23 protein-coding genes and 1 pseudogene are annotated in these 21,039 nt (G+C 70.1%); 19 read left to right on the top strand and 5 right to left on the bottom strand.

Going from position 1 to position 21,039, the window contains the following annotated elements; genetic code table 11:
- Positions 1 to 135 precede the first annotated feature (135 nt).
- Together ACH4VO_RS25210 and ACH4VO_RS25205 are read left to right on the top strand one after the other, a co-directional pair.
- A complete protein-coding gene (locus tag ACH4VO_RS25210) occupies positions 136 to 462 on the top strand; it encodes a hypothetical protein (RefSeq protein WP_069169850.1) in 327 nt (108 codons plus the stop codon).
- Between the two features lie 155 nt (positions 463 to 617).
- Positions 618 to 1,619 (top strand): DUF6745 domain-containing protein, encoded by a 1,002-nt coding sequence (locus tag ACH4VO_RS25205; RefSeq protein ID WP_360998146.1) that lies wholly within the window; start codon positions 618 to 620, stop codon positions 1,617 to 1,619.
- 85 nt (positions 1,620 to 1,704) lie between these two features.
- On the opposite strand, the gene ACH4VO_RS25200 is transcribed toward ACH4VO_RS25205, so the two are convergent.
- Positions 1,705 to 2,316: a TetR/AcrR family transcriptional regulator gene (locus ACH4VO_RS25200; protein WP_360998145.1), complete on the bottom strand. Its 612-nt coding sequence runs from the start codon at positions 2,314 to 2,316 to the stop codon at positions 1,705 to 1,707.
- A gap of 612 nt (positions 2,317 to 2,928) precedes the next feature.
- On the opposite strand from ACH4VO_RS25200, the gene ACH4VO_RS25195 reads away from it, so the two are divergent.
- Positions 2,929 to 4,161, top strand: a complete 1,233-nt coding sequence (locus ACH4VO_RS25195; RefSeq protein ID WP_360998143.1) for an MBL fold metallo-hydrolase — start codon at positions 2,929 to 2,931, stop codon at positions 4,159 to 4,161.
- An 804-nt stretch (positions 4,162 to 4,965) separates the two neighbouring features.
- Here ACH4VO_RS25195 and ACH4VO_RS25190 read toward each other — a convergent pair.
- Positions 4,966 to 6,849, bottom strand: a complete 1,884-nt coding sequence (locus tag ACH4VO_RS25190; RefSeq protein ID WP_360998141.1) for an SMI1/KNR4 family protein — start codon at positions 6,847 to 6,849, stop codon at positions 4,966 to 4,968.
- Positions 6,850 to 6,932: 83 nt separating this feature from the next.
- On the opposite strand from ACH4VO_RS25190, the pseudogene ACH4VO_RS25185 reads away from it, so the two are divergent.
- The 3 genes and pseudogenes from ACH4VO_RS25185 to ACH4VO_RS25175 all read left to right on the top strand — a co-directional run.
- Positions 6,933 to 7,201, top strand: a pseudogene (locus ACH4VO_RS25185) (MBL fold metallo-hydrolase); the annotation flags it as partial.
- A gap of 529 nt (positions 7,202 to 7,730) precedes the next feature.
- The gene (gene uppS, locus ACH4VO_RS25180; protein ID WP_360998170.1) at positions 7,731 to 8,450 is read left to right on the top strand and encodes a polyprenyl diphosphate synthase; all 720 of its coding nucleotides are present in this window, start codon (positions 7,731 to 7,733) and stop codon (positions 8,448 to 8,450) included.
- Entirely contained in the window at positions 8,447 to 9,916 is a 1,470-nt protein-coding gene (locus ACH4VO_RS25175; RefSeq protein ID WP_360998139.1) for an oxygenase MpaB family protein, read from the top strand. Before uppS ends, ACH4VO_RS25175 begins: the two co-directional genes overlap by 4 nt.
- Positions 9,917 to 10,348: 432 nt before the next feature.
- Here the strand turns inward: ACH4VO_RS25175 and ACH4VO_RS25170 are convergent, their stop codons facing one another.
- The 3 genes from ACH4VO_RS25170 to ACH4VO_RS25160 all read right to left on the bottom strand — a co-directional run bounded on the left by ACH4VO_RS25170 (position 10,349) and on the right by ACH4VO_RS25160 (position 12,553).
- Entirely contained in the window at positions 10,349 to 10,873 is a 525-nt protein-coding gene (locus tag ACH4VO_RS25170) for an O-acetyl-ADP-ribose deacetylase (protein ID WP_360996964.1), read from the bottom strand.
- A gap of 421 nt (positions 10,874 to 11,294) precedes the next feature.
- Positions 11,295 to 11,543 (bottom strand): twin-arginine translocase TatA/TatE family subunit, encoded by a 249-nt coding sequence (locus ACH4VO_RS25165; protein WP_360996963.1) that lies wholly within the window; start codon positions 11,541 to 11,543, stop codon positions 11,295 to 11,297.
- Between the two features lie 2 nt (positions 11,544 to 11,545).
- The gene (locus tag ACH4VO_RS25160; RefSeq protein ID WP_360996962.1) at positions 11,546 to 12,553 is read right to left on the bottom strand and encodes a sporulation protein; all 1,008 of its coding nucleotides are present in this window, start codon (positions 12,551 to 12,553) and stop codon (positions 11,546 to 11,548) included.
- A 434-nt stretch (positions 12,554 to 12,987) separates the two neighbouring features.
- Here ACH4VO_RS25160 and ACH4VO_RS25155 point away from each other — a divergent pair, with 434 nt between their 5' ends.
- The 13 genes from ACH4VO_RS25155 (at position 12,988) to ACH4VO_RS25095 (ending at position 21,029) form a co-directional block, all read left to right on the top strand.
- Positions 12,988 to 13,815, top strand: coding sequence for a glycoside hydrolase domain-containing protein (locus ACH4VO_RS25155; RefSeq protein ID WP_360996960.1), 828 nt, complete (start codon positions 12,988 to 12,990; stop codon positions 13,813 to 13,815).
- Between the two features lie 430 nt (positions 13,816 to 14,245).
- Complete coding sequence (gene crcB / locus ACH4VO_RS25150) at positions 14,246 to 14,734, top strand: fluoride efflux transporter CrcB (RefSeq protein WP_398441420.1); 489 nt, start codon at positions 14,246 to 14,248, stop codon at positions 14,732 to 14,734.
- Positions 14,731 to 15,081: a DUF190 domain-containing protein gene (locus tag ACH4VO_RS25145; protein WP_360996958.1), complete on the top strand. Its 351-nt coding sequence runs from the start codon at positions 14,731 to 14,733 to the stop codon at positions 15,079 to 15,081. Before crcB (ACH4VO_RS25150) ends, ACH4VO_RS25145 begins: the two co-directional genes overlap by 4 nt.
- The gene (gene crcB, locus ACH4VO_RS25140) at positions 15,078 to 15,455 is read left to right on the top strand and encodes a fluoride efflux transporter CrcB (RefSeq protein WP_360996957.1); all 378 of its coding nucleotides are present in this window, start codon (positions 15,078 to 15,080) and stop codon (positions 15,453 to 15,455) included. Before ACH4VO_RS25145 ends, crcB (ACH4VO_RS25140) begins: the two co-directional genes overlap by 4 nt.
- A gap of 189 nt (positions 15,456 to 15,644) precedes the next feature.
- Entirely contained in the window at positions 15,645 to 15,950 is a 306-nt protein-coding gene (locus ACH4VO_RS25135; protein ID WP_069169858.1) for a gas vesicle protein, read from the top strand.
- Between the two features lie 55 nt (positions 15,951 to 16,005).
- Positions 16,006 to 16,461: a gas vesicle structural protein GvpA gene (locus ACH4VO_RS25130; protein ID WP_360996955.1), complete on the top strand. Its 456-nt coding sequence runs from the start codon at positions 16,006 to 16,008 to the stop codon at positions 16,459 to 16,461.
- A gap of 3 nt (positions 16,462 to 16,464) precedes the next feature.
- Positions 16,465 to 17,178, top strand: a complete 714-nt coding sequence (locus ACH4VO_RS25125; RefSeq protein WP_360996953.1) for a GvpL/GvpF family gas vesicle protein — start codon at positions 16,465 to 16,467, stop codon at positions 17,176 to 17,178.
- 52 nt (positions 17,179 to 17,230) lie between these two features.
- Entirely contained in the window at positions 17,231 to 17,488 is a 258-nt protein-coding gene (locus ACH4VO_RS25120) for a gas vesicle protein GvpG (protein ID WP_360996951.1), read from the top strand.
- Between the two features lie 25 nt (positions 17,489 to 17,513).
- The gene (locus ACH4VO_RS25115) at positions 17,514 to 18,134 is read left to right on the top strand and encodes a hypothetical protein (protein WP_360996950.1); all 621 of its coding nucleotides are present in this window, start codon (positions 17,514 to 17,516) and stop codon (positions 18,132 to 18,134) included.
- Positions 18,127 to 19,437 (top strand): SRPBCC family protein, encoded by a 1,311-nt coding sequence (locus tag ACH4VO_RS25110; RefSeq protein WP_360996948.1) that lies wholly within the window; start codon positions 18,127 to 18,129, stop codon positions 19,435 to 19,437. Before ACH4VO_RS25115 ends, ACH4VO_RS25110 begins: the two co-directional genes overlap by 8 nt.
- 43 nt (positions 19,438 to 19,480) lie before the next feature.
- Complete coding sequence (locus ACH4VO_RS25105) at positions 19,481 to 19,945, top strand: gas vesicle protein (RefSeq protein ID WP_398441416.1); 465 nt, start codon at positions 19,481 to 19,483, stop codon at positions 19,943 to 19,945.
- Positions 19,942 to 20,769, top strand: a complete 828-nt coding sequence (locus ACH4VO_RS25100) for a GvpL/GvpF family gas vesicle protein (RefSeq protein ID WP_360996946.1) — start codon at positions 19,942 to 19,944, stop codon at positions 20,767 to 20,769. Before ACH4VO_RS25105 ends, ACH4VO_RS25100 begins: the two co-directional genes overlap by 4 nt.
- Positions 20,766 to 21,029 carry a gas vesicle protein gene (locus tag ACH4VO_RS25095; protein WP_398441414.1) on the top strand — a complete coding sequence of 88 codons (264 nt, stop codon included), beginning with the start codon at positions 20,766 to 20,768 and terminating at the stop codon, positions 21,027 to 21,029. Before ACH4VO_RS25100 ends, ACH4VO_RS25095 begins: the two co-directional genes overlap by 4 nt.
- Positions 21,030 to 21,039 lie beyond the last annotated feature (10 nt).

The raw sequence follows: 21,039 nt of genomic DNA, 5'->3' as shown, positions 1-21,039 counted from the left end.
TCCGCAAGGTGTATCAAGTGCCACTGACAATCGTGCGGGCGGCCCCTCGACGGCGTACGGCCGGTTGTCAGACCCCCGTCGTAGCGTTGCCTCCACGGTCGGCACAGCGGGTGCCGCCGTGGAGGGGAGACGTCTGTGTACCGGCAGGGCGATGTGCTGATCATGGCGCTGGAGGAGTCGGAGGTTCCCGCGCGGTTCCTCGACGCACCGGGCGAACTGCGCGACGGGCGGGGGCGCCTGGTCCTCGCGCTGGGTGAGGTGACCGGACACGCGCACGCCGTCCAGGGGCCGGGCCGGCTGGTGCGCGAGGCGGGGCCGTTCGACCCGATGCTTCTCCATCTCCCCGAAGGCGGGCGGGTGGTGCACGAGGAGCACGCAGCGATCGCGCTGCCCAAGGGCTGGTTCCGCGTCGTGCGTCAGCGGGAGTACGCGCCGGGGGCGGTCCGCATCGTCGCGGACTGAGCCCGCGCCGCGGTGGGCGGCGAACGGCGTCGTCGTGCGCGGGCGACGGAGTGCGGGACGAGCGGACGCGGCGGCGGGAACGCGGTCGTGATTGACGCGCGGCGCCGTCCGGACAGACGGACGGCTACGGGACGAACCAGGGGACGGGCAGAACGATGCAGTACGTGAACACATGGCGCGCCGTGGCTGCGGCGACGGGTGAGGGCGACCGGAGCGCCGCCGAGGACGGGGTGCGGCTCGCCTACCGGGGCGCCGGACTCGCCGAACCGGAGCGCATCATCTGGGCGGACTCGCCCAGGTCCGCGGTCGAGGTGGTGGAGAAGCTGACCGACGCGGGCCGTTCGGTGCGCGAGGAGGTGCGCACCCGCCCCTGGGCGGAGGAGCGCCGGCGGATGCACGACGAGCTGGGCCCGGCCGGCTGGTCCGCGCTGTGGTCGGCCACCGGGGCCCAGCTGTGGGAGACGACGGCCGCCCTGGCCGACCGGATACGGGCGGGTGTCGTCGCGGAGCTCGCCACGGTGCCCGAGGACGAGTCCGACGTACGGCTGGTACTGCTCGACGCCGTCCTCGGCCAGCACGACGCGGCCTGGCTCGCCGCCTTCGACGGCCGTGGCGACCGGCTGACAGGGCTGGCCGAGGTCGCCAGGAACGCCGGATGGTGGTGGCCGTACGAGCGTGCCGTAGTGATCAGCGAACGGCCCGTTGCCCTCCACCGCGACGAGGCGGGGCGGCTCGACCGGGGGGACGGCCCGGCCCTCGCCTACCGCGACGGCTTCGCGCTGCACGCCTGGCGGGGGATGCCCGTGCCACCCGAGTTCCTCGACGGGCTGTCGAGCCTGACACCCGAGCGGATACGCGCCGAGGAGAACGCCGAACTGCGCCGCGTCATGCTCGAGTACTACGGCTACGACCGCTACCTCGCAGAATCGGGCGCGGAGCCCGTGCACCGCGACGAGACCGGTGTCCTCTGGCGCATCGCTCTGGAGGGCGACGAGGACGTGGTGATGGTGGAAGTCGTCAACTCGACCCCCGAACCCGACGGGACCCACCGGACCTACTGGCTGCGGGTGCCCCCCAGGACCAGCACCGCCAAGGAGGGTGTCGCGTGGACCTTCGGGCTCGACGGCGCCGCGTACGCCCCGGTGCGCCAGACCTGACCGCGGGGACCGTCACAGCATACGGTGGCGGAACGGGCACGCCGGGACCTGCCCGTTCCGTCGCCGCGGATGCCGTCCGTCCGTCTCAGTCCGTCAGGGCCGAGCGCTGCAGGCCGAGTTCACGGGCCAGCGCCTCCTCGGTCCACCGCAGCACCGTTGCCCGGGACAGCGGACCGCCGTATGACGTCATCTGTACGGCCAGGCCGTCCAGGAGGGCAGTCAGCCGCCAGGCCACGGACATCGGGTCGTCGCAGTCGAACTCGCCGGTGGCCGCGCCCTCCTCGATGACCTCGGCCAGCTCGGCCTTCCACTGCTGGTCGAGATCACCGGCCACCTCGCGCAGCGCCGGGTCGCGCAGGGACGCAGCCCACCCTTCGATCCACAGCCGCCAGCCCTTGGCCTGCCCATGAGGGGCGTACCAGCGTACGGCGGCCCTGAGCCGTCGGACCGCCGTGGTGCGGCGGCCCAGCAGCTTCCGCAGATGTGCCAGATCGGCCTCGGCCGCATACGCGAAGGCGGCCGCCACCAGCTTCTCCTTGGACGAGAAGTGATAGAACACCAGCGCGTTGCTCACCCCGAGGACGGAAGCCACATCCGCGATCCGTACCGCGGAGACACCTCGCACCTCGATCTGCTCGACGGCAGCGCGCAGGAGCTCCTCACGCCGCTCCGCCACGCTCAGTCGCACTCTCGCCACGCCTCTCACCCTAAGGGCTGTCCGGCAGTTCCCGGTGGGCGATCGATGACAGGTGCGGCGCCCCCCGGCGTTGCCGGAGCGTCCACCTCCCTTCCGTATGCGGACGCACCTCCGCCGTGCGACGCGCGGGCACCCGATGCCGTGCCCTGATCGACCGGGACACCCGCCCCAGCCCTCATCCCACGCGCGATCCCGCGTACGGGCTCCGCGTGCGGGCTCCGAGCAGCAGCCCCGTGCGCCGGCTCCGTGCGGGCAGCGAGCCCCGCCCCCGCCAGGGCTCGCAGCGCGCCGACACCGCCGACGGTGAGGACATCGGTTGCCGGACGCGGAATCCTTCGGCCCGCACGGACGTTGGAGTCGGCATGACGGACATCGGATCCGGGGACGACGCGCTGCCGCGGCTCCTCGGTGAGCACGACGGGGGAGGGGCGATCACGCTCAAGCGGGTTCGCACGCCCCATATGCCCCACGGGAACCACGCCTATCATCCGAACGAAGGCGTCATCCGCGTGTCCGCAACCCCACGCATCGAACACGCGTACGGTCGGCCCCATGGCTGAGCCGCACCGGCCGACCGTGTTGAAACCGCACCCACTCCCTCAGGAGACGTTTGTGACCGGCGCCGACACTCATCCTCCGCTCCGCACCAGACTCCGCGCGCTGCGTCCCGCCGCCTTCGGCGCGGACCCTGACGGTGCGCGGATGGAGCGCATCCGCCGCTCACCCAACTTCGCCGACGGGGTCTTCCAGAACCCGGAGGGCGCGCGCACCCGGTCCTCCGGCTCCATGCTCGAATTCGCCCAGGTCTACTTCCGCCGGGAGGAGCGGGCCCGGAGGTCACCGGCCGGAACAGTCCCCGTCCACCCCACCACACTCGCCGACCTGGCGAAACCGCCCGTCACCGGCCTGCGACTGACCTGGATGGGTCACTCCAGCGTGCTCGCCGAGATCGACGGCCGACGGGTCCTCTTCGACCCGGTCTGGGGTGAGCGCTGCTCGCCGTTCGCCTTCGCCGGGCCGAAGAGGCTGCATCCGGTGCCGCTGCCGGTGTCCGCGCTGGAAGCCGTCGACGTCATCGTGATCTCGCACGACCACTACGACCACCTCGACCTGCCCACGATCAAGGCCCTGGCCAGGACGGACACGGTCTTCGCGGTGCCGCTCGGCGTCGGTGCCCATCTGGAGGCCTGGGGGATCCCCCTCGACCGCATCCACGAACTCGACTGGAACGAGACCGCGCACGTCGCAGGCATCAGCCTCACCGCCACACCGGCGCGCCACTTCTGCGGCCGCGGGCTGCGCAACCAGCAGCACACACTATGGGCGTCGTGGGTCGTCGCCGGCCCGGAACACCGCGTCTACCACAGCGGGGACACCGGCTACTTCTCCGGCTTCCGGGAGATCGGAGCCGAACACGGTCCGTTCGACGCGACGATGATCCAGGTCGGCGCCTACTCGGAGTACTGGCCCAAGAACCATACGGATTCCACGCCGCTGCCCGGCGCGTGGCCGGACATTCACATGAACCCCTCGCAGGGGGTTCAGAGCCACCTTGACCTGCAGCAAGGTCGGCCGAGCGGGGTGATACTGCCGATCCACTGGGGAACGTTCAATCTCTCCTTGCATCCCTGGGCGGAGCCGGGGGAGTGGACGTTGGCCGCAGCTGGTGCAGTCGGGCAGGCGGTCGCCGTCCCTGTTCCGGGTCAGCCCTTCGAGCCCGCTGGAGACCTTCCCACGCGCCCCTGGTGGCGGGACGTGTCCCAGCCGCTGAACCGCAAGTGGCCCGTTCCGGAGATCCTCCCGGCGGCGTCTCGTGACGACCTCGACCTTGTGGGCGAGGGCTGAGGTGGAGGAGCTGAAGCGCGGGACGGCAGTCTTTGCATCCATGTCGGAGGGCGAGCGAGTGGAATGCGTGCTGCCCATCGACGGGCCGCCGCGTCGGCAGAGCCAGGAACGGGCGCCGGGGCTCCGGTCGTTGTCCTCCGCCAGCCGTGGAGGCGTGCGTGTGTGAGTGACGGTGAATGGCGCGTAGGGCTGTGGCGGAAAGGGGCTGAGCCGGGCCAGGCCGGCCACTTCCCTGATGGAAGAGACACCAGGAGATTCTTCATCCGCAGGTGGTACACGGCTCAGAGGTAGGCCGGGCTGGAGTCGGCAGGGGAGCGATGAGCATGGCAGGGACGACCTGGCTGTCCTGATCCAGATGCTCTCGGAGACGGCACCCGAGAAACGCACTCGCGTCCTGGACGCGGACGATGGCCGCCCCCGCGGGCGGAAGGCGCCCGTGTAACAGCACGTCGTGCCCTTGCCGACGCCTGATGTGCGTCATCGGGCTGGGACGCTCACATCCGGCAGGCGCCTGAGAAGCGCGCTGTCTCCTCAAGTGCCGTGCAACGCCCCTCTCTGTCAGCCTTGGGGTGATCGGCCGGATCTGCTTCGACACCTCGGCCGGTGGATCACTCGGGGACGACTACCGCCCGTCCATGCCCACCAGCACACCGCAGGCCCGACCGAGCGCAAGTCCTCGAACCGGACGCCACCCAGCGCGCTCGACTCTCATCGCATTGCAAAGGTGCGCAGCCCGGCCGGTTTCCACCTGTTCCCCGGCCCGTCATCTCGCGTCCACTCGATGCCTGCTGGGCGTGGGGCTCTTCAGTGCATGCGGATCACCGCGTACGTCTCTCCGTCCCTGGGCGGCCGCGTCCAGGAGCGGGTGGTGAATGTGTGCAGCCGCCCGTTCACGATGGCATGACGCGGCAGGGACGCACCGAACTCCTTGGCCACCGCTTCCAGCAGCGACCGTTCCACCTCGGCCCTGTCCTCCAGGGCGCCGAAGAACCGGCTCGGGTCCAGCGCCGGTGGTATCTCCCCGCTCTGACGGGTCTCTCCGTCCGCGTACGTGAAGGCGTACTGCTCGACACCGTCTCGCGCCACCGAAAGGTGGAAGAACGGCTCCCCGTGCCTCGTCCTCACGCTCCACACCACCACCGCGCGGGTGCCCGCCCCGGCGGCCGCGGCCGGGGAGACGAACCGCTGCCGGTTGAACGGGGAGGGATCGCCGTCGAAGGCGAAGCTCCAGCCGGTGCCGGCCCGGCCGACCGCCATGAGAGCCCTGTCGTCGTAGGACGAGGACTGGTTGTGCAGCGACCTGCGGCGCGCCTCCCAGAAGGTCAGGGGTTTGTTCAGTGCGGTGCCGTCCCCGTCCGCGAGACGTCCGGGCAGCTCCTCCGGCTCGACCCCCTCCACCAGGACGAACCGGTAGGACGTGCGGTTGTTGCCCGGGTCCGGCTCCGCGAGCCACGCCAGGCCGCCCGGGTCGAGCCCGGCCGCCGGTCTCGGTGTCTCACCCGCCTGCCCGCCCCTTGGCGTGGAGAGCAACTCGCGGCCCCGCTCCGGGGTCAGCAGCGGACCGAGCAAGGGATCGGCCACCCACCCCAGCGGCACCAGGTGGTCCGGTCCCAGCGGCTCCCACAGGGGAACAGCGTCCATCAGTGTCCGCCACGCCCGGTCGGTGTCTCCCCAACGAGCCAGCTCCCGCGCCCGCTCGACCGCCTCCCCGAACGGTCCGGCCGGCGTGTACCGGTACGTGCCGTTCCTCACCTGATCCAGCGTCGCGTAAGCCAGGGACACCAGGGCGTCGTCGGCGCCCCGCAGATGGAACGTCAGCGTGGAGTCGTCCCGGTACGAGTGCGCCGCGTGCTCGGCGACCAGCGGCGGCAGCAACTCGGGCGCATACCGAGGATCCGTCCCCAGGCCGTCGAAGTACACCATGGAGGTCTGTCCGAGCAGCCGGCGTATCTGGTCACCCAGCCCGGCAGCCCGCGGTCTGCCGTACTCCTTGGCCTCGTCCAGTGCCTTCCCGGCCCGTTCCCAGCCGCCGCGCAGCGCCTCCAGCCGTGCCTCCTCCACCAGAGTGTCCAGCGTGCGCGTCGTGTCATTGGCGAACACCGGCTCCGCGTCGCTCCGGTGCGCCCGCAGGCTGTGGAACTCCCGGTACATCTCCCGCATGAACTCGAGGAAGTTCGCGTGCCGCTCGGGCGGCGCGGCCCGCCAGCTCGACCACGTGTACACGGCCCACTCACCGTCCTCATCCACGTCCTCGGGATCCATGAGGACGTGGGTGATGTCGGACTCGACATCGAGCTGCAACCCGCGCCGCCAGAGGTCCACCTCCCGCCGCTCCTCGGGCCCGGCGTCCTCGTCCAGGTACTCCTCGAAGACGTCCGCGAGTCCCGACTCGTCGTTGTGCCAGTGCGCGTCCTGGGTCCCTGCAAGCAGCCACACGAACCCGCCCGCGTGCCGCCACCCGTCACTGACCTTGAGGAACTCCCGGTACGACGGGGGCATCCGTCGGCCGAGGCGCTCCTCCACGGCTGCGATCCGCTCCTCGGACGCGGGCGGGAACCCCAGCCATCTCGCCTGCCGGGCGGTTTCGTCTGCCTCGCGCCGCGTCTCGCCGTCCGGCAGGGAATCTGCCCACTCCCCGCTCCACCGGAGCAGGAAGGACCGCCAGCCGAATGTTGTGGTGTCCGTCATCTGGCCGATGCTGCCGCATGCCACTGACATTGACGCTGATACCCGGGTCCCGGTGGTCGTGGCTCGGCCACTGACTGGCGCGTGTGCTGATGCCGATCCATGGGGGCACGTTCAACCTCGCACCGCCTGCTGGGCGGAGCCGGGGGAGTGGATGAAGGCTGCGGCCGAGGAAGCCGGCCAGGCAGTGGCGCTTCCGCGGCCGGGTGAGCCGTTCGAGCCTGCGGGGACGCTTCCGGTGGAGGCGTGGTGGCGTGCTGTGTCCGGTCCGATCGCCCGTCCGTGGTGCCGTCCTCGCCGCGCTGAGGGTGTGGCCGGGACGACAAGGGGTGATCTCGACCTCGGGGATGAGCGGTGGGCCCAGCCAGGGAAGGGCTCAACGAGATGGTGCGGAGGCTGGGGCGTCGTCCAGCTGGTGAGCTGGTTCCTTCGCCGGGTGGGACGGGTCAGTCGTGAAGTCCGGAACGACAGAGACGCCGGGCATGGCTCTCAGGTGGGTCCTCGATGGTTCGCAAACCCATGCCGCCCGGTCACTCGCGATGCCCCGACCGCACGGACGTTCGCGTGAGTCTCCCGCCCTCGAGTACTTGGTACATACGAACGCCTGAGTCAGGGGTGACAGCCAGACATGCCGATGGCCCGGCCCCTTTCGTGCTGCCAGACTCTGACAGAGAACCCCCGGTCGCGCATGCGTGTGCGCGTGGCGGGGCGGTGAGGGGGTGGGTGTGACCGAGCACTGTGCGGCCGATTCCGCCGTTTCGGGTGAGACGGGGCCGAGTCTGAGGGCGCACGTCGTCCCGCGCGTACGCGTGGCGGAGGAGGAGCGGAAGGGCGGACGGAAATACGCGGGCGGGCCGGAAGGGGAGCGGCAGGACGGTCAGCAGGTGCGTGCGGTGCCGCAGCACGTGGCCTGTGTGATGGACGGCAACGGCCGCTGGGCGCAGCGCCGTTCGCTTCCTCGCACGGCCGGGCACCGGGCTGCTGAGACGACCGTCATCGACGTCATCGAGGCAGCCCGCGCCGCCGGTGTCCAGTGGCTCAGTCTGTATGCCTTCTCCACCGAGAACTGGAACCGTCCCGAGCCCGAGGTCGAATTCCTGATGCGTTTGGTGCGGCGGGTCGTGCGCACGTACGCGCCGTTGCTGCTCGCCCGTGGCATCCGCTGTCGCTTCCTCGGGGTCGCCGATCCGCGTATCCCCCGCGTACTGGCCCGGGACTTCGAGGATCTGACGACGTTGACCGCCGAGAACCGGGGGATGACGCTGACCGTCGCCTTCGACCATGGGGGGCGCCGGGACATCGTCGAGGCCGCGAAGTCGCTGATCCGGGCCGGAACGCCCGCCGACGAGGTGACCGAGCAGCTCTTCGCGGAGCACCTGCCGTTCCCCGGCACCCCCGATGTGGATCTGGTCATCCGCACCTCCGGCGAGCAGCGCATCTCCAACTTCATGCTCTGGCATGTCGCCTACGCCGAGTGGGTCTACCCCGAGGCCCTCTGGCCGGACTTCCGCGCCCCCGACTTCCTCGCCTGCCTGCAGACCTATCGGGGCCGTGACCGCCGCTTCGGCGGCGTGCCGCCCCGGACCAACGGAGACCCATCATGACAACCGTCACCGGAGATGCGGACGACCAGGCTCCCCTGTTCGGCCCGGATTCACAGTTCGGCGCTTTTTTCGACGACCCGCGCTGGGCGCTGGCGATAATCCGCGCCACGGTGCTGGAAGCCGCCCATCCGCAGATCGGCGCCGCCCTCGCCGACAACTCCACCTTCGTCGCCCATCCCTGGCGCAGGCTGCGCAACACGTTCTTCAGTATGCGTCGCATGTTCGGCACCGACCCGGTGGTACGCGCACGTGAAGCAGCGCGGCTCAATCGACTGCACGCCCGGATGAGCGGTTCCGACTCCCGCGGCCGCGCCTACGACGCGATGGACCGGGCGACCCGGGCCTGGGTGGTCGCCACTCTCTTCGAGAGCGCGGTCACCATGTGCCGACTGAGCGGCCAGCCGCTCGGCCATGACACGATGGAGCGGATGTACGCCGAGTACCGCACCTTCCTTGCCGCGCTCGACGGCGACGCCGCCGAGCTTCCCGAGGATCTGAACGACTTCTGGCGGTACTTCGACGGCGTCGTCGAGAACGAGTTGGAGAACACCGAGGCGGCACGGGTGATTCTCTACCGGCTCTTCGATCACCTGCCCGCCCCAGCGCTGCTCGTCGGCGCACCCACACTGTGGGCGGCCGGCCGGGCGGTCGCCGGCCCGCTTCTCGGCGCGATCACCGTCGCCTCGCTTCCCGAGCCGTACCGGCGCCGAGCCGGGCTACCGGAGATGCCCGGCGCCTCGACCCTCATGCAAGGCGCCTATCTGACCGCCGGTCTGGCCCGTTTCCTGCCCCGGGGCTGGATCAACGCCGAAAGCATCATCGAAACCCTCTCCCTCCCTGCCGACAGCGACGACCCCCGCGCCCGGATGATGTCTGCTCTGGGTGCCCGTATGAAGCGCGCATCGGCTCTCCTTCGTCTCCTCGCACCGCTGAGTGGCGACCTTGCCACCGACGCGGATTCGGTACCTTCGGCGAACACGGGGGGTGGGCGGCGTTCAGCTGTGGAGTTCTTTCGCACGGTGCTGGACCAGACCGGTGACGGCTACCTCGACTGGCCCGACCTCGCCGCCATGGCACGAGAACTGGCCACCCGACTCGAACTGGACGAACCCGAGGAGGCTCGGCTCTACGACGCCTTCGCCGCCTGGTGGCGCGAACTTCAGGTCGCCCTCGACACGGACGGTGACGGCCGCGTCAGCGCCGACGAGTATGGCACCGCCGTCCCCTCCCTCGCGGGCCCCGCGCTCATCCGCGTCGCCGAGGTTCTCTTCGAGGCCACCGACAAGGACGGCAACGGAACCATCGACGCGGACGAGTACCGAACACTTTTCCGTACCGCCTTCCACCGCAACCTGACCACAACGGACGGCACTTACGGCCGCAGCGCATTCGTGGGCGACTTCCTGGCCTTCATGTCGGGGCGCCGCTCGGGCACCGCGTACGATCCCCTCCTTGCCGACGCCTGACCTGTCGGCACCACCTAGGGCGTGTGTCGAAAGTAGCGCCGTCTGCCCGAAGGGCAGGCTCGGCGGTGTCCGGTGCGTGCGATCGCAAGGCGGAGGGTCGCCCCGATACTGGATGTATCGGGGCGATCCCGACAACGCGGCGAGTGTGCGTGCCGGGCGCCGCCGGGCAGGCGGGACTTTCGATACACGCCCTAGCCGAGGAGTCGGCCAGGCACTGGCGCTCCCGCCACTGGGTGTGCTGAGCCGACGGGAAGGCTGGCGGTGGAGGCGTGGTGGCGGGCGATCCGGCATCTCGTCCTCATCCAGCTGATGCCGGTCGCGCTGCGCCCGCCTTCCTCACCTCACCGAGGTGAGGTCCGAACGCCTGATCGGTCCGCCGGCAACCCTGGCCACCAGTCACGCCGGGACCGGCGGAGGTGCCGAAGACCCTGCCTACGCCGACAGCGCCTCGTCGAAGCGTGCGTAGGCCTCTTCGTCGAAGAGCACGAACCGGATCTCGGTGACCGGAGGGAGCGCGGCCTCGCGGGCCGTACGCACGGCGATCCGGGCCCCGTCATCGAGGGGCCAGCCGTAGATGCCCGTCGAGATCGCCGGAAAGACGACCGTCCGGGCGCCCAGTTCCGATGCCACCCGCAGAGACTCCCGGTAGCAGGAGGCCAGCAACGCGGAACGGTCCTCCGTACGCGACCAGACCGGGCCCACCGTGTGGACGACGTGTGTGGCGTGCAGCCGGCCGGCTGTCGTCGCCACCGCCTGCCCCGTGGGCAGTCCCTTGCCGTAGTGCGAGGCCCGCAGTTCACGGCAGGCAGCAAGGATCGCAGGCCCGCCACGCCGGTGGATCGCGCCGTCCACCCCGCCGCCGCCCAGGAGCGAGGAATTGGCAGCGTTGACCAGGACGTCGGCATGCTGTTCGGTGATGTCCCCGCGCACGAGGGTGATCAATGGTCGTGTCGGCATGCAGTCATTCTGTCGCCTGCAGGGCCTCCCGGCCGACGCCGCTCGGTGAGGCGGTCTCGTCGGAGGCATCCTTCGAGTCCTGTGGACGTGGGTCCGGCGGAGGGGCAGGCAGGCGCACGTGGTCGGACGGCCCGCCGCGTGACGTCCGTCGGATCATCGGCGGCGTCGGTCGACGCCCGGCACCCTGCCTCCCCTTGTCTGAGGGGAGATGGTCACCGGGCGTCGACCGGTGCGTCCGATCAGGCCCCGGAGGGCCCGGCTCGCGCCGAAGCGGCCCCGGAACCGCGTCGGGAGCCTCTTCGGCGGATCGATGTCGCGTGCGCTCCCGGCACTGCACCGGTGCCCGCGGTGTACGTCTGCCGCGTCGAGGGTGGGGCATGCCGCCGAGGGCACAGCCGCACACGCCACCCCCGAGGCCGCATCACTGCGGACGCGGTATCCGATCCGCGTCGCGCGGGGGAATCGTCTCGCCCGCAACCACACGCGGCGCCCGGGTGCCGCGGGTGCCCGGGGTCGGGTCCGCCGCGTCCTTGTTCTTGAGGGCCCGGACTTCCGCCTTGAGGATGCGGGCGGATTTCCCGGCGCTGCGGGCCAGTTCGGGGAGTTTCTTCGCCCCGATCAGGAGTATGACCACGATCAGGATGATGGCGACTTCGCTCATGCCGAGCACGGTCAGTCCTCGCCGCCCTCGTCCTCGTCGTCGCCTTCGAAGAAGTCACCGACCTCGTCGACGACTTCGGCGGCGACCATGCCGCCGACCACACCGACGGCGAGCCCGGCTGCGCCGGCGGCGACCGCCGTGCCCACGCCGGGGCCCGAGCGGTGCCCGGCGTCGTGGTGACGGTGGTCCTCGTAGTGGCCGTGATCGCCGTACCCCTGGCCGTACGAGGCGTGTGCCGGGCGGGTCGAGTGGATTTCGACCAACTGCCGCACCCAGCCGTCGACGAGCGCGTCCCAGTCCTGGTGGGGAACGTCGTCGTGACCGACGGTGAAGCGGGTGACCACGTCGTGGCCGTCGGCGAAGAGGCCGCCGCGCTTGTCCGCCTCCAGGACGACCTCCATGCCGCCCGGGCCGGCGAGGAACGTCAGCTCGATCTCGCTGACCGCGTGGGCGTACTGCGGGGCCGGCGTGAGCTCGATCTCCTGGTAGAAGGGCAGTCGCTGTCCCGTCCCACCGATGCGCCCGTACTCCAGGTCGGCGGACCTGAAGCCGAAGCCGAGCCGGCCGAACGACTCGAGGATCGCTTCCTGTACGGGCAGCGGCGCCACGGCGAGCTGGTCGAGGTCTCCCTTGTCCTTGGCGCCTGCTACGGAGAGTTCGGTACGCACGCCGAGGACGATACCCAGACCCTGCCCGTACAACTCCGTGATCGGGGTCTCCCAGGGCAGGGGCACCGTGAACGGCACGCTGTGTTCCGCACCCTCGGCGAGCCGGAAGCCCCCGCCGACCACGAAGCGCTCGAAGGCGATGCTGCCGTGGCTCTCGCCGTCGTCGTGCTCGGCCTCGACCTGGGCGACGAGTTCCAGGGTGATGTGCTCGATGTCGAAGTCGGCGCTACCGCCCTTGAGATCGACCCGGCCGGTGAGGGCCCCGCCGGGGGCGGTGGACCCTGGGGTGAGGACGGTGTCGACGGTGGGGCCGCCCACACCGAGCGAGCCGAGCAGTCGTTTGAACACCATGGAGGCGTTCACTCCCTTACATGCGTATGACGGTGGCGAAGGGCGGTGGACGCCCGGAAACGGCAGGGGCGGGCGGCCAGTTCCTCCGCTCTACAGGCGTGTAGAAGTATAGAGGGCGCTGCGCGCTGTCGTGGCGCCCAACGCGCGCCGGGGTGGTGGGACTTCGCCGGTTCATGGTGCGTGCCCGAGCCCGCCCCGCTCTCGCTCCGCCGCCTGCGGAGGGGTGCCCGCCACCGCAGGGCCCCGGGCCGTTGTCGCGACCGCCCTGTGTACCGTACAAACATCGGCTATCCTGCGGTGCGCTGCCTGCGTCCGGAGCGTTCGCGCGGAGTCACCGGTGCGCAGGCGCTCCCCGCACGGCCGCAGCGTGTACCGGGGCGTACAGGCTTGGGGATCCGGTGCGGCCGGGGGTCGCGATACTAATGGGGTGGGGTTTGTCCAGTCATCGGCTGTCCAAGAAGGGCCGCTACATCGCATGGGCGACGGCGGGCGTCGTCGTTGTCGCGGGGGCGGGAATCGCGGCACAGAGCTCCATGGCGGCCACGGCGTGGCCCGCGCAGAAGACGTACACCGGCCGGGCGTTCGACGCGTGCACCGCTCCCTCGCTCAGTGCGATGAAGGCGTGGAACACCGGCTTCTACGGAGCTGCGGCCGTCTACATCGGTGGTAAGAACCGTGGCTGCTCCCAGCCCAATCTGACCACGTCCTGGGTGAAGTCGGTCAACGCCACCGGCTGGAAGCTCATTCCGCTCTACGTCGGCGCCCAGCCGCCCTGCCAGAAGAGCGCGAACCGCGAACGGTTCACCGCCTCCACGGCCTCCTCCCTCGGTGCGAGCAACGCCAAGGACGCGGTGGCCAAGGCCTCGGCGCTCGGGATGAAGACCGGCAGTGCCGTCTACCTGGACATGGAGCCGTACGACGTCACCGACAAGGCGTGCAACGACGCCGTCCTGACGTACGTGCGTTCCTTCACGAAGACGCTGCGCAACGCGACCTACCGGGGCGGCTTCTACGGGTTCAGCAGCTCCAGCGCCAAAGCCATCGCCACCGCCACGAACAAGACGGACCTGCCGGGGAACCTCTGGTACGCGCTGTGGGACAAGAAGAACACGACCACGACGGACTGGCCCTGGAACCCCGCCCAGTTCACGAACCACAGTCGTGGCCACCAGTACATGGTCAACAGCAAGGAAACACGCGGCGGGTACACCATCACCGTCGACCGTAACGCCTGGGACGCACCTGTGGCGATCATCGGCTGATTCATGCCGTCCCTCGCTCGGTAACACTCGGTGAGTGAGTCCGTACGATCCGTCGGCTGCCCCCATGAGGAGGCGGCCGACGGCCGGCGCCCCTCCGGATCTCCCGCGCGCCGTCGCGGGCCCCGGACGAGCCGGGGTCGCCCGAGGTCGAGGTGCAGGTGCCCGGCCGACGCCTGCGCGCGCCGCCGCGCAGGCTGCGTCCGCGCGCACTCCCGTCCCGGCCCGGGTCACCGCCCCGCCGCCACACCGGCCGCCTGCCGCGCGACCTCCTCCGCACGGCCCGGCCCGGTATGGTGGACATCTGCGACGCCCCTGGTGCCGCGCGGCGGTGGGGCCCGCCGTACCCGAACCGCGGCACCCGCCGCCAACGGTCCCTACTCGTGACCGCCCGCTCCCCGTGCGCGGACGTGGCACCACGCGTAGGAGAGCCATGGCCCGTGAAGAGACCGAACTGCCGATGACGGCGCAGCCGCCCGGGACCGCTGCCGTTTCCGCAGCGGCCGCCAGGCGCCGTCGGCGCTCGCACCTGGCCGTGCTCGCCGTCATCGCGGTCGGCGGCGCGCTCGGCGCCGTCGCCCGCTTCGGGGCGTCCCGGCTGTGGCCCACCGACCCGGGCACGTTCCCCTGGACGACCTTCACGGTCAATGCCGTGGGAAGTCTGGTGATCGGAGTCTTTCTGGTCGCGGTGACCGAGGTGTTCTCGGTGCACCCGCTGCTGCGCCCGTTCTTCGGTACAGGCGTGCTGGGCGGCTTCACCACGTTCTCGACCTACTGCGTGGACATCCAGCGCCTGCTCGACGACGGGCACGCCGCGACGGCGCTCACCTACCTGGCGGCAACCCTCCTCGCCGCGCTCACCGCGGTGAGCGCCGGCGCGTGGGGCGCGCGCCGTCTTCTGGCGAAGTGGAGCGAGCGATGACCTGGACCACCGTCCCGGCGCTGCGGCTGACCGTGCTGATCGCCGACACCGACCGCCGGCACCACCATCCGCTGTGCAGCGAGATCGTGCGCCGGGCCCACGCCGCCGGACTGGCCGGTGCGTCGGTCTTCCACGGCGTGGAGGGCTTCGGGGCGGGCCGTACCGTGCACACCACCCGGTTGGTGTCCATGGCCGACGATCTGCCCGTCATGGTGGTCGTCGTGGACAGCGAGGAGCGCATCCACGCCTTCCTTCCGCAGCTGGAGGAACTGGACATCGAGGGGCCGGTGACGCTGGAGCCCGTACAGGCCGTGCGCTTCACCGCACCCGGCGGGACGAGGCCGTGAGCGACTTGCTTCTGGTGGCCGCCGGCGGTGCGGGCGGCGCCGTGCTGCGCTACCTGACCGACCGGGCCGTACAGGCCCGGCACGGCACCGTCTTCCCCTGGGGCACCTTCACCGTCAACGTCGTCGGCTCACTGGTCCTGGGCCTGCTGACCGGTGTCCTGGCGGCAGGAGTGGCCGGGGAGTCCGTGCGACTGCTCCTGGGCATCGGGCTGTGCGGGGGCCTGACGACGTACTCGACGTTCTCCTACGAGACGCTGCGCCTGGCCGAGAGCGGAGCGAGGTACTTCGCCGCGGCCAATGTGATCGCCTCGGTCGTGGCCGGCCTCGGCGCCGCTTCCGGCGGATACGCCCTGGGGCGGACACTCTTCGGCTGATCGCCCGCCGTTCCCCGCGCGGAGGGTGCCGCAGTGCCGTCGACGTGCCCCTTCCGATCCTGCTCGGCTTCCGGCACGTGTTTTCGGGATGCATATGTTCGGCTTCGACGGGCACGCGCAGTTCAGCCCCGAACAAATGGCTGACCGGAACCCTTCGACGGCAGTCCCGATGACACGGCAGGCGGACGCATGGCGACGACCGAGAGTACTGACGAAAAGAGCGGCGGAAGCGGCCCGGAGCGCGTAGGCATTTCCACGGCCATGCGCAAAGCGGCCGGCCAGCTCGCGGAACTGCTCCAGTGCGAGCCTGCTTCCGTCTCCGCGATCAAGGCCACGAACGACGGCTGGACGGCCGATGTGGAGGTGGTCGAGATCGAGAAGATCCCCGACACCACCAGTGTCATGGCCTCCTACCGCCTCGAACTCGACGGCCAGGGACAGCTCATGGGCTACGAAAGAATGCGCCGGTATTCGCGAGGACAGGTCGACCGTTGAGACCTGCCCCGTGCAAGGCCGGTGCATGTGACGCACATCGGAAGGAAGGCCGACCATGAGTCTCGTACAACAGAGCAACGCCTCCGGCAGCGGAGGCGGGTCCGGAAATCTCTACGACGTCCTCGAGCTCATTCTGGACAGGGGGCTCGTCATCGATGCCTTCGTTCGTGTTTCGCTCGTCGGAATCGAAATCCTCAAGATCGACGTCCGCGTCGTGGTCGCGAGTGTGGACACGTACCTGCGGTTCGCGGAGGCGTGCAACCGGCTGGATCTGGAGTCGGGCCGCAAGGCCCCGGCCCAGCTCACCGACATAGTGGGTGACACGGTGGAGAGCGGCGCCAAAGGAAAGTCGAAAGGAGCGCTGACGGGCGCGGTGGAAGCCTTCACCGAGTCCTTCCAGGGCGGGCGCGACAGCTCGGAGGAGAAGGAGAAGGAGACCACGAAGCGGCCGGCGCGCAAGTCCACCGCATCGAGCAGCAGCCGCCGTTCCAGCCGGCAAGGGGAGGAGTAGTACATGGCCACGTACGTCTACGCGATCACCGCGGCCGACCATCCGCTGAGGCTCGAGGGCCTGGCCGGTGTCGGTGACCCGCCGTCGGAACTGCGGACCGTGAAGACGCCTGAGCTGGGAGCCGTCGTCAGCGACACACCGCCCGGTCTTCGGGCCAAGCGCCGCGACCTCGTCGCCCACCAGGGCGTGCTGGAGCGGCTGATGGCCGACGGGGCCGTACTGCCCATGCGGTTCGGGCTCGTCGGACCGGACGACGGCCAGGTGCAGGACGCCCTCGAACGGGAGAAGGAGAAATACACGGCTCGCCTCGCCGAGATCGCCGGATGCCTGGAGTACAACCTCAAGGTGTCCCGTGACGAGGAAGGCATGCTGAGGGAAATCCTTCGGGACTCGACCGAGGCGCGGGAACTCAGCGAGTACACACGCCGTAATCCGGGTGCGCAGGACAGGATGATGGCTCTCGGTGAAATCGTCGCTCGTGAAGTACAGGCCCGGCAGGAGGCGCTGGGACGCGACATCGCCGCTGTCTTCTCCGCCCTGGCCGAGCGTACGTCCGAGGCCGAACCGACCGCGAAGCACTTCCTGAACGCTTCCTATCTCGTGAAGCGGAACGAAGCAGCCGCCTTCTCGCAGGCAGTGCACGAAGAGGCCGAACGGCGCGGCGACGAATACGAGTTCAGGCTGAACGGCCCGCTGCCGCCCTACAGCTTCGCCTGAGGCGGCGACCGCCCTCGCGGAACCGCCCTCGTGAAACGGAGGAGCGTTTGTCATGGGCCTCATCGGGCAGATACTCACCCTTCCCCTCGCTCCGGTACGCGGCACGGCCTGGGTTCTCGACCAGGTCGTGCTCGCGGCCGAGCGCGACCATTACGACCCCGAGCCCGTACGTGGGCAGTTGGCGGAACTCGAGCGTGAACTGCTGAGTGGTGCCATCGACGAGGATGAGTTCGACCGGCGTGAGGACGGATTGCTGGATCGTCTCGAAATATGCGAGGCGTACCAGGAGCGTCGGAACAGCGAATCCTGAGACGGGAGATTGAGGTGCTCGAAAGATGACGAAGAACGCGAAGATAGCTGCGGCCCTTGTGGGTGGATATCTGTTGGGCCGCACGAAGAAGGCCAAGATGGCGATCGGCTTCGGGATGTTCCTGGCCGGAAAGAAGCTGAACCTGGACCCCGCGCAGCTCGGCAGGATGCTCGCCGAATCTCCGGTCCTCGGAACGCTCAACGAACAGGTGCGCAAGGAGGTGGTGGGCGCCACGAAGACGGCCGCCACCAACGCCCTGACCCAGCGGGCGAGCGGCCTCGCCGACTCCCTGCACCGGCGCACCCTCGCTCTCGGGGACCCCGACGGCACGGGCGACCGTGCAGAGGAGCGGGACGGACGGGAGCGGGACGCCGAGGAGTACGACGACCAGGACGACAGCGGCACGACCGACGACGACCGTCAGGAGCGGGCCGAGAAGAAGCCCGCGCCGCGCCGCAGGACTTCCGCCACGTCCACGGCGAAGACCGCTTCGAAGGCCACGGCCAAGTCCCCGGCGAAGTCAGGAGGCCGGTCCGCTTCCGGAGGCGCTCGTTCGGCGTCCGGCGGTGCACGCAAGAAGACCTCCTCCGGCGCCCGTAAGGCGACCTCGTCCGCCCGTAAGGAGCGGGGTGGCGCCAATGGCTGACTCGACGTTCGGCAAGGTCAGGGAAGAGGTGGCGAACAATCCGGCCACCGACCGGCTCAAGCAGGAGCTGCAGAGCTACCTCACGGCTCGCGCCCAGCACGCGGTCACCAGCCTCGGCCACCGGCTCGGCGAAGGCGTCAGCTCGATGGCCGAAGGCAAGGGAGGCGGTCTCACCGGCGCGGCCAAGACCATCGCCGAGGGAGGCCGGCACCTCAGCGAGGGCAAGTCGCCCGCCCAGGCGGCCATGTCCGCCGGCGCCTCGCATGTGAAGGACGCCCTCAAGGAAAAGGTCAAGGGACTGTTCGGCAAGGGACGTAAGAGCGGCGGCGGCAAGTCGAAGAGCGTCACCATCAGCGAGGACATCGACGTCGGCGTGCCGGTGCGCGAGGCGTACGACCAGTGGACGCAGTTCCAGGAGTTCAGCACCTTCGCCAAGGGCGTCGTCAGTGTCGAGAAGACCGACGACACCAGCAGCAACTGGAAGGTGAAGGTCGCCAAGTCCACGCGCAGCTGGAAGGCGAACGTCACCGAGCAGGTGCCCGACGAGCGGATCACCTGGACGACCGAAGGCGCCAAGGGCACGGTGAAGGGCGTCGTGACCTTCCACGCGCTCACCGACGACCTGACGCGGGTCCTGCTCGTCCTGGAGTACTTCCCGAAGGGGCTCTTCGAGAAGACCGGCAACATCTGGCGGGCGCAGGGCCGCCGGGCCCGCCTCGACCTCAAGCTCTACCGCAAGTTCATCATGATGCGCGGTGAGGCGACCGACGGCTGGCGCGGCGAGATCCGGGACGGAGAGGTCGTCGTAGGACACGACGAGGCCGTCGAGGAGGAGGAGTCGCAGGCCGAGGAGTCGCGCGCCGAGGAGGAGCCCGGTGCGGACGGTGCCGAGCCCGAAGAGACGGCGGACGGGGACGACGAGCCCGACGACGGCTACGCCGACGAGGAGGAAGGTCTCACGGACGGCGAACCGGAGGAGGACGAGGGCCCGGAGACCGCCGACGAGCCCCCCGCCGAGGACGGTACCGACGAGGAACCTCTCGACGGTGACGAAGCCGAGGACGGTGACGAAGCCGAGGAGGGCGACGAAGCCGAGGAGGGCGACGAAGCCGAGGAGGGCGAGTTCGAGGAGGACGACGAGCCCGAAGAGACCGAGGAGGGCGAGTTCGAGCAGGACGACGAGCCCGAAGAGGCCGAGGGCGACGAGGAGTACGACGACGTCGAGGAGCCCGGACAGGGCGAGGAGGCCGAGGAGGAGCCGGCCCCCCGCAGCCGGCGCCGGACCCCGTCGGCGCGTGACTGACATGCCTCGCAGATACGACGACAGCGGACGGGGCTGATTGCACGTGTCCGATTCACTGGCCGGCCGGATGGGGAACTCGTCAGGAGTTTCCCCGTACGGGCAGCAAGGATCCTCCGCGAATCTCGCCGACATCCTCGAGCGCGTTCTCGACAAGGGAATCGTGATCGCGGGAGATATCAAGATCAATCTTCTCGACATCGAACTGCTCACCATCAAACTGCGGCTGCTGGTCGCTTCCGTGGACAAGGCCAAGGAAATGGGTATCGACTGGTGGGAGCACGATCCCTCGCTCTCCTCCCGGGCGCGCCCCGAGCAGCAACTCGACGGGGGCAGCGCACCGTCGGGTGACGGGCAGCCGCAAGGCGCCCTCGCCGAGGAGAACGCGCGGCTCCGGGCAGAGATCGCGGAATTGCGAGGCGCGGCAGGACTGACCGCCGGCTCCGACGCGCACACACCCGAACCCCTGCCGGGAACGGCCGGGGAGGCGGAAGGCGAGGAACGACAGTGACGGTGAACGCCGACCCGGCAGCCGGGCAGGGCCTCTCCTACGTCTACGCCGTCGGCCGCACCGGCACTCCTCTCGACACGGTGCCGGACGGGCGCCCCGGCCTGGAGGGCGGCCCGCTGCGGACCGTCGCGGGTGGTGGCCTGGTCGCGGTGGTGTCCACGGTGCCGTCCACGTCCTACGACTCGGCGGGCATCGCGTCCCGGATGGCAGACCTCGACGCGCTCGAGGTCCTGGCCCGTACCCACCATTCCGTCGTCGAGCTCGCCTCGGCGCACACGACCGTCCTCCCGATGCGGCTGGCCACGGTGTACGTGGACGACGCCCGGGTGCGGTCGATGCTCGAGGAGCGGGAGCCGGAATTCGGTGCCCTGCTGGCCCGTCTCGAAGACCACGTGGAGATGGGCGTCAAGGTATATGCCGATCCCCGCAGCGCTGCCGCCCCCGCCCCCGCGGGCGGCGGACCGGGGAGCGGGCAGCCGTCGAGCCCCGGACGTGCGTACCTCCAGCAGCGCCGGGCACAGCGCCAGAACCACCGGGACGCCTACCGGGCGGCCGGGGCGGTGGCGGCCGACATCCCCGCACGGGTGGCGGGCCTCGCCGAGGCCCGTGTCTCGCACCGGCCCCAGCAAGGGGAACTGGCCCGCGCGGCGGGCGAGAACATCGCCAACGAGGCGTATCTGGTCCGGGCGTCACAGGAGGAGGAGTTCCGCCAGGCGCTTCAGGGGGTGGCCGACGGTGTTCCGGGCGTCGAGGTCGAGGTCACCGGTCCGTGGGCCCCCTACTCCTTCGCGACACCGCCGGAGAGCGGGGGCGGAACCCGATGAACGGCGAGCCTACCGAGGAGGGTTGGCCGGGTGCCGGTCCCGGGGGGACCGGCACCCGGCAGGCAGCTGACGCCGATGATTCCGTCGAATCCCTGGCGGGCCGTGAGATCGCACTCATCGACCTGCTCGACCGTCTGCTGAACGGCGGCGCGGTCCTCACCGGTGACCTGGTGCTGTCCGTCGCCGATGTGGACCTGGTCCACATCAATCTGCGGGCCGTCATCCGGTCGATCACCTCGGACGAGCCGGCTCCCTGGTGAGGCCGGCCCG

Source organism: Streptomyces sp. NPDC020780, from assembly GCF_044334475.1.
GTDB lineage: Bacteria > Actinomycetota > Actinomycetes > Streptomycetales > Streptomycetaceae > Streptomyces.
The sequence above is the reverse complement of the archived record's forward strand: the minus strand, read 5'-3'. Positions and strand labels throughout refer to the sequence as shown.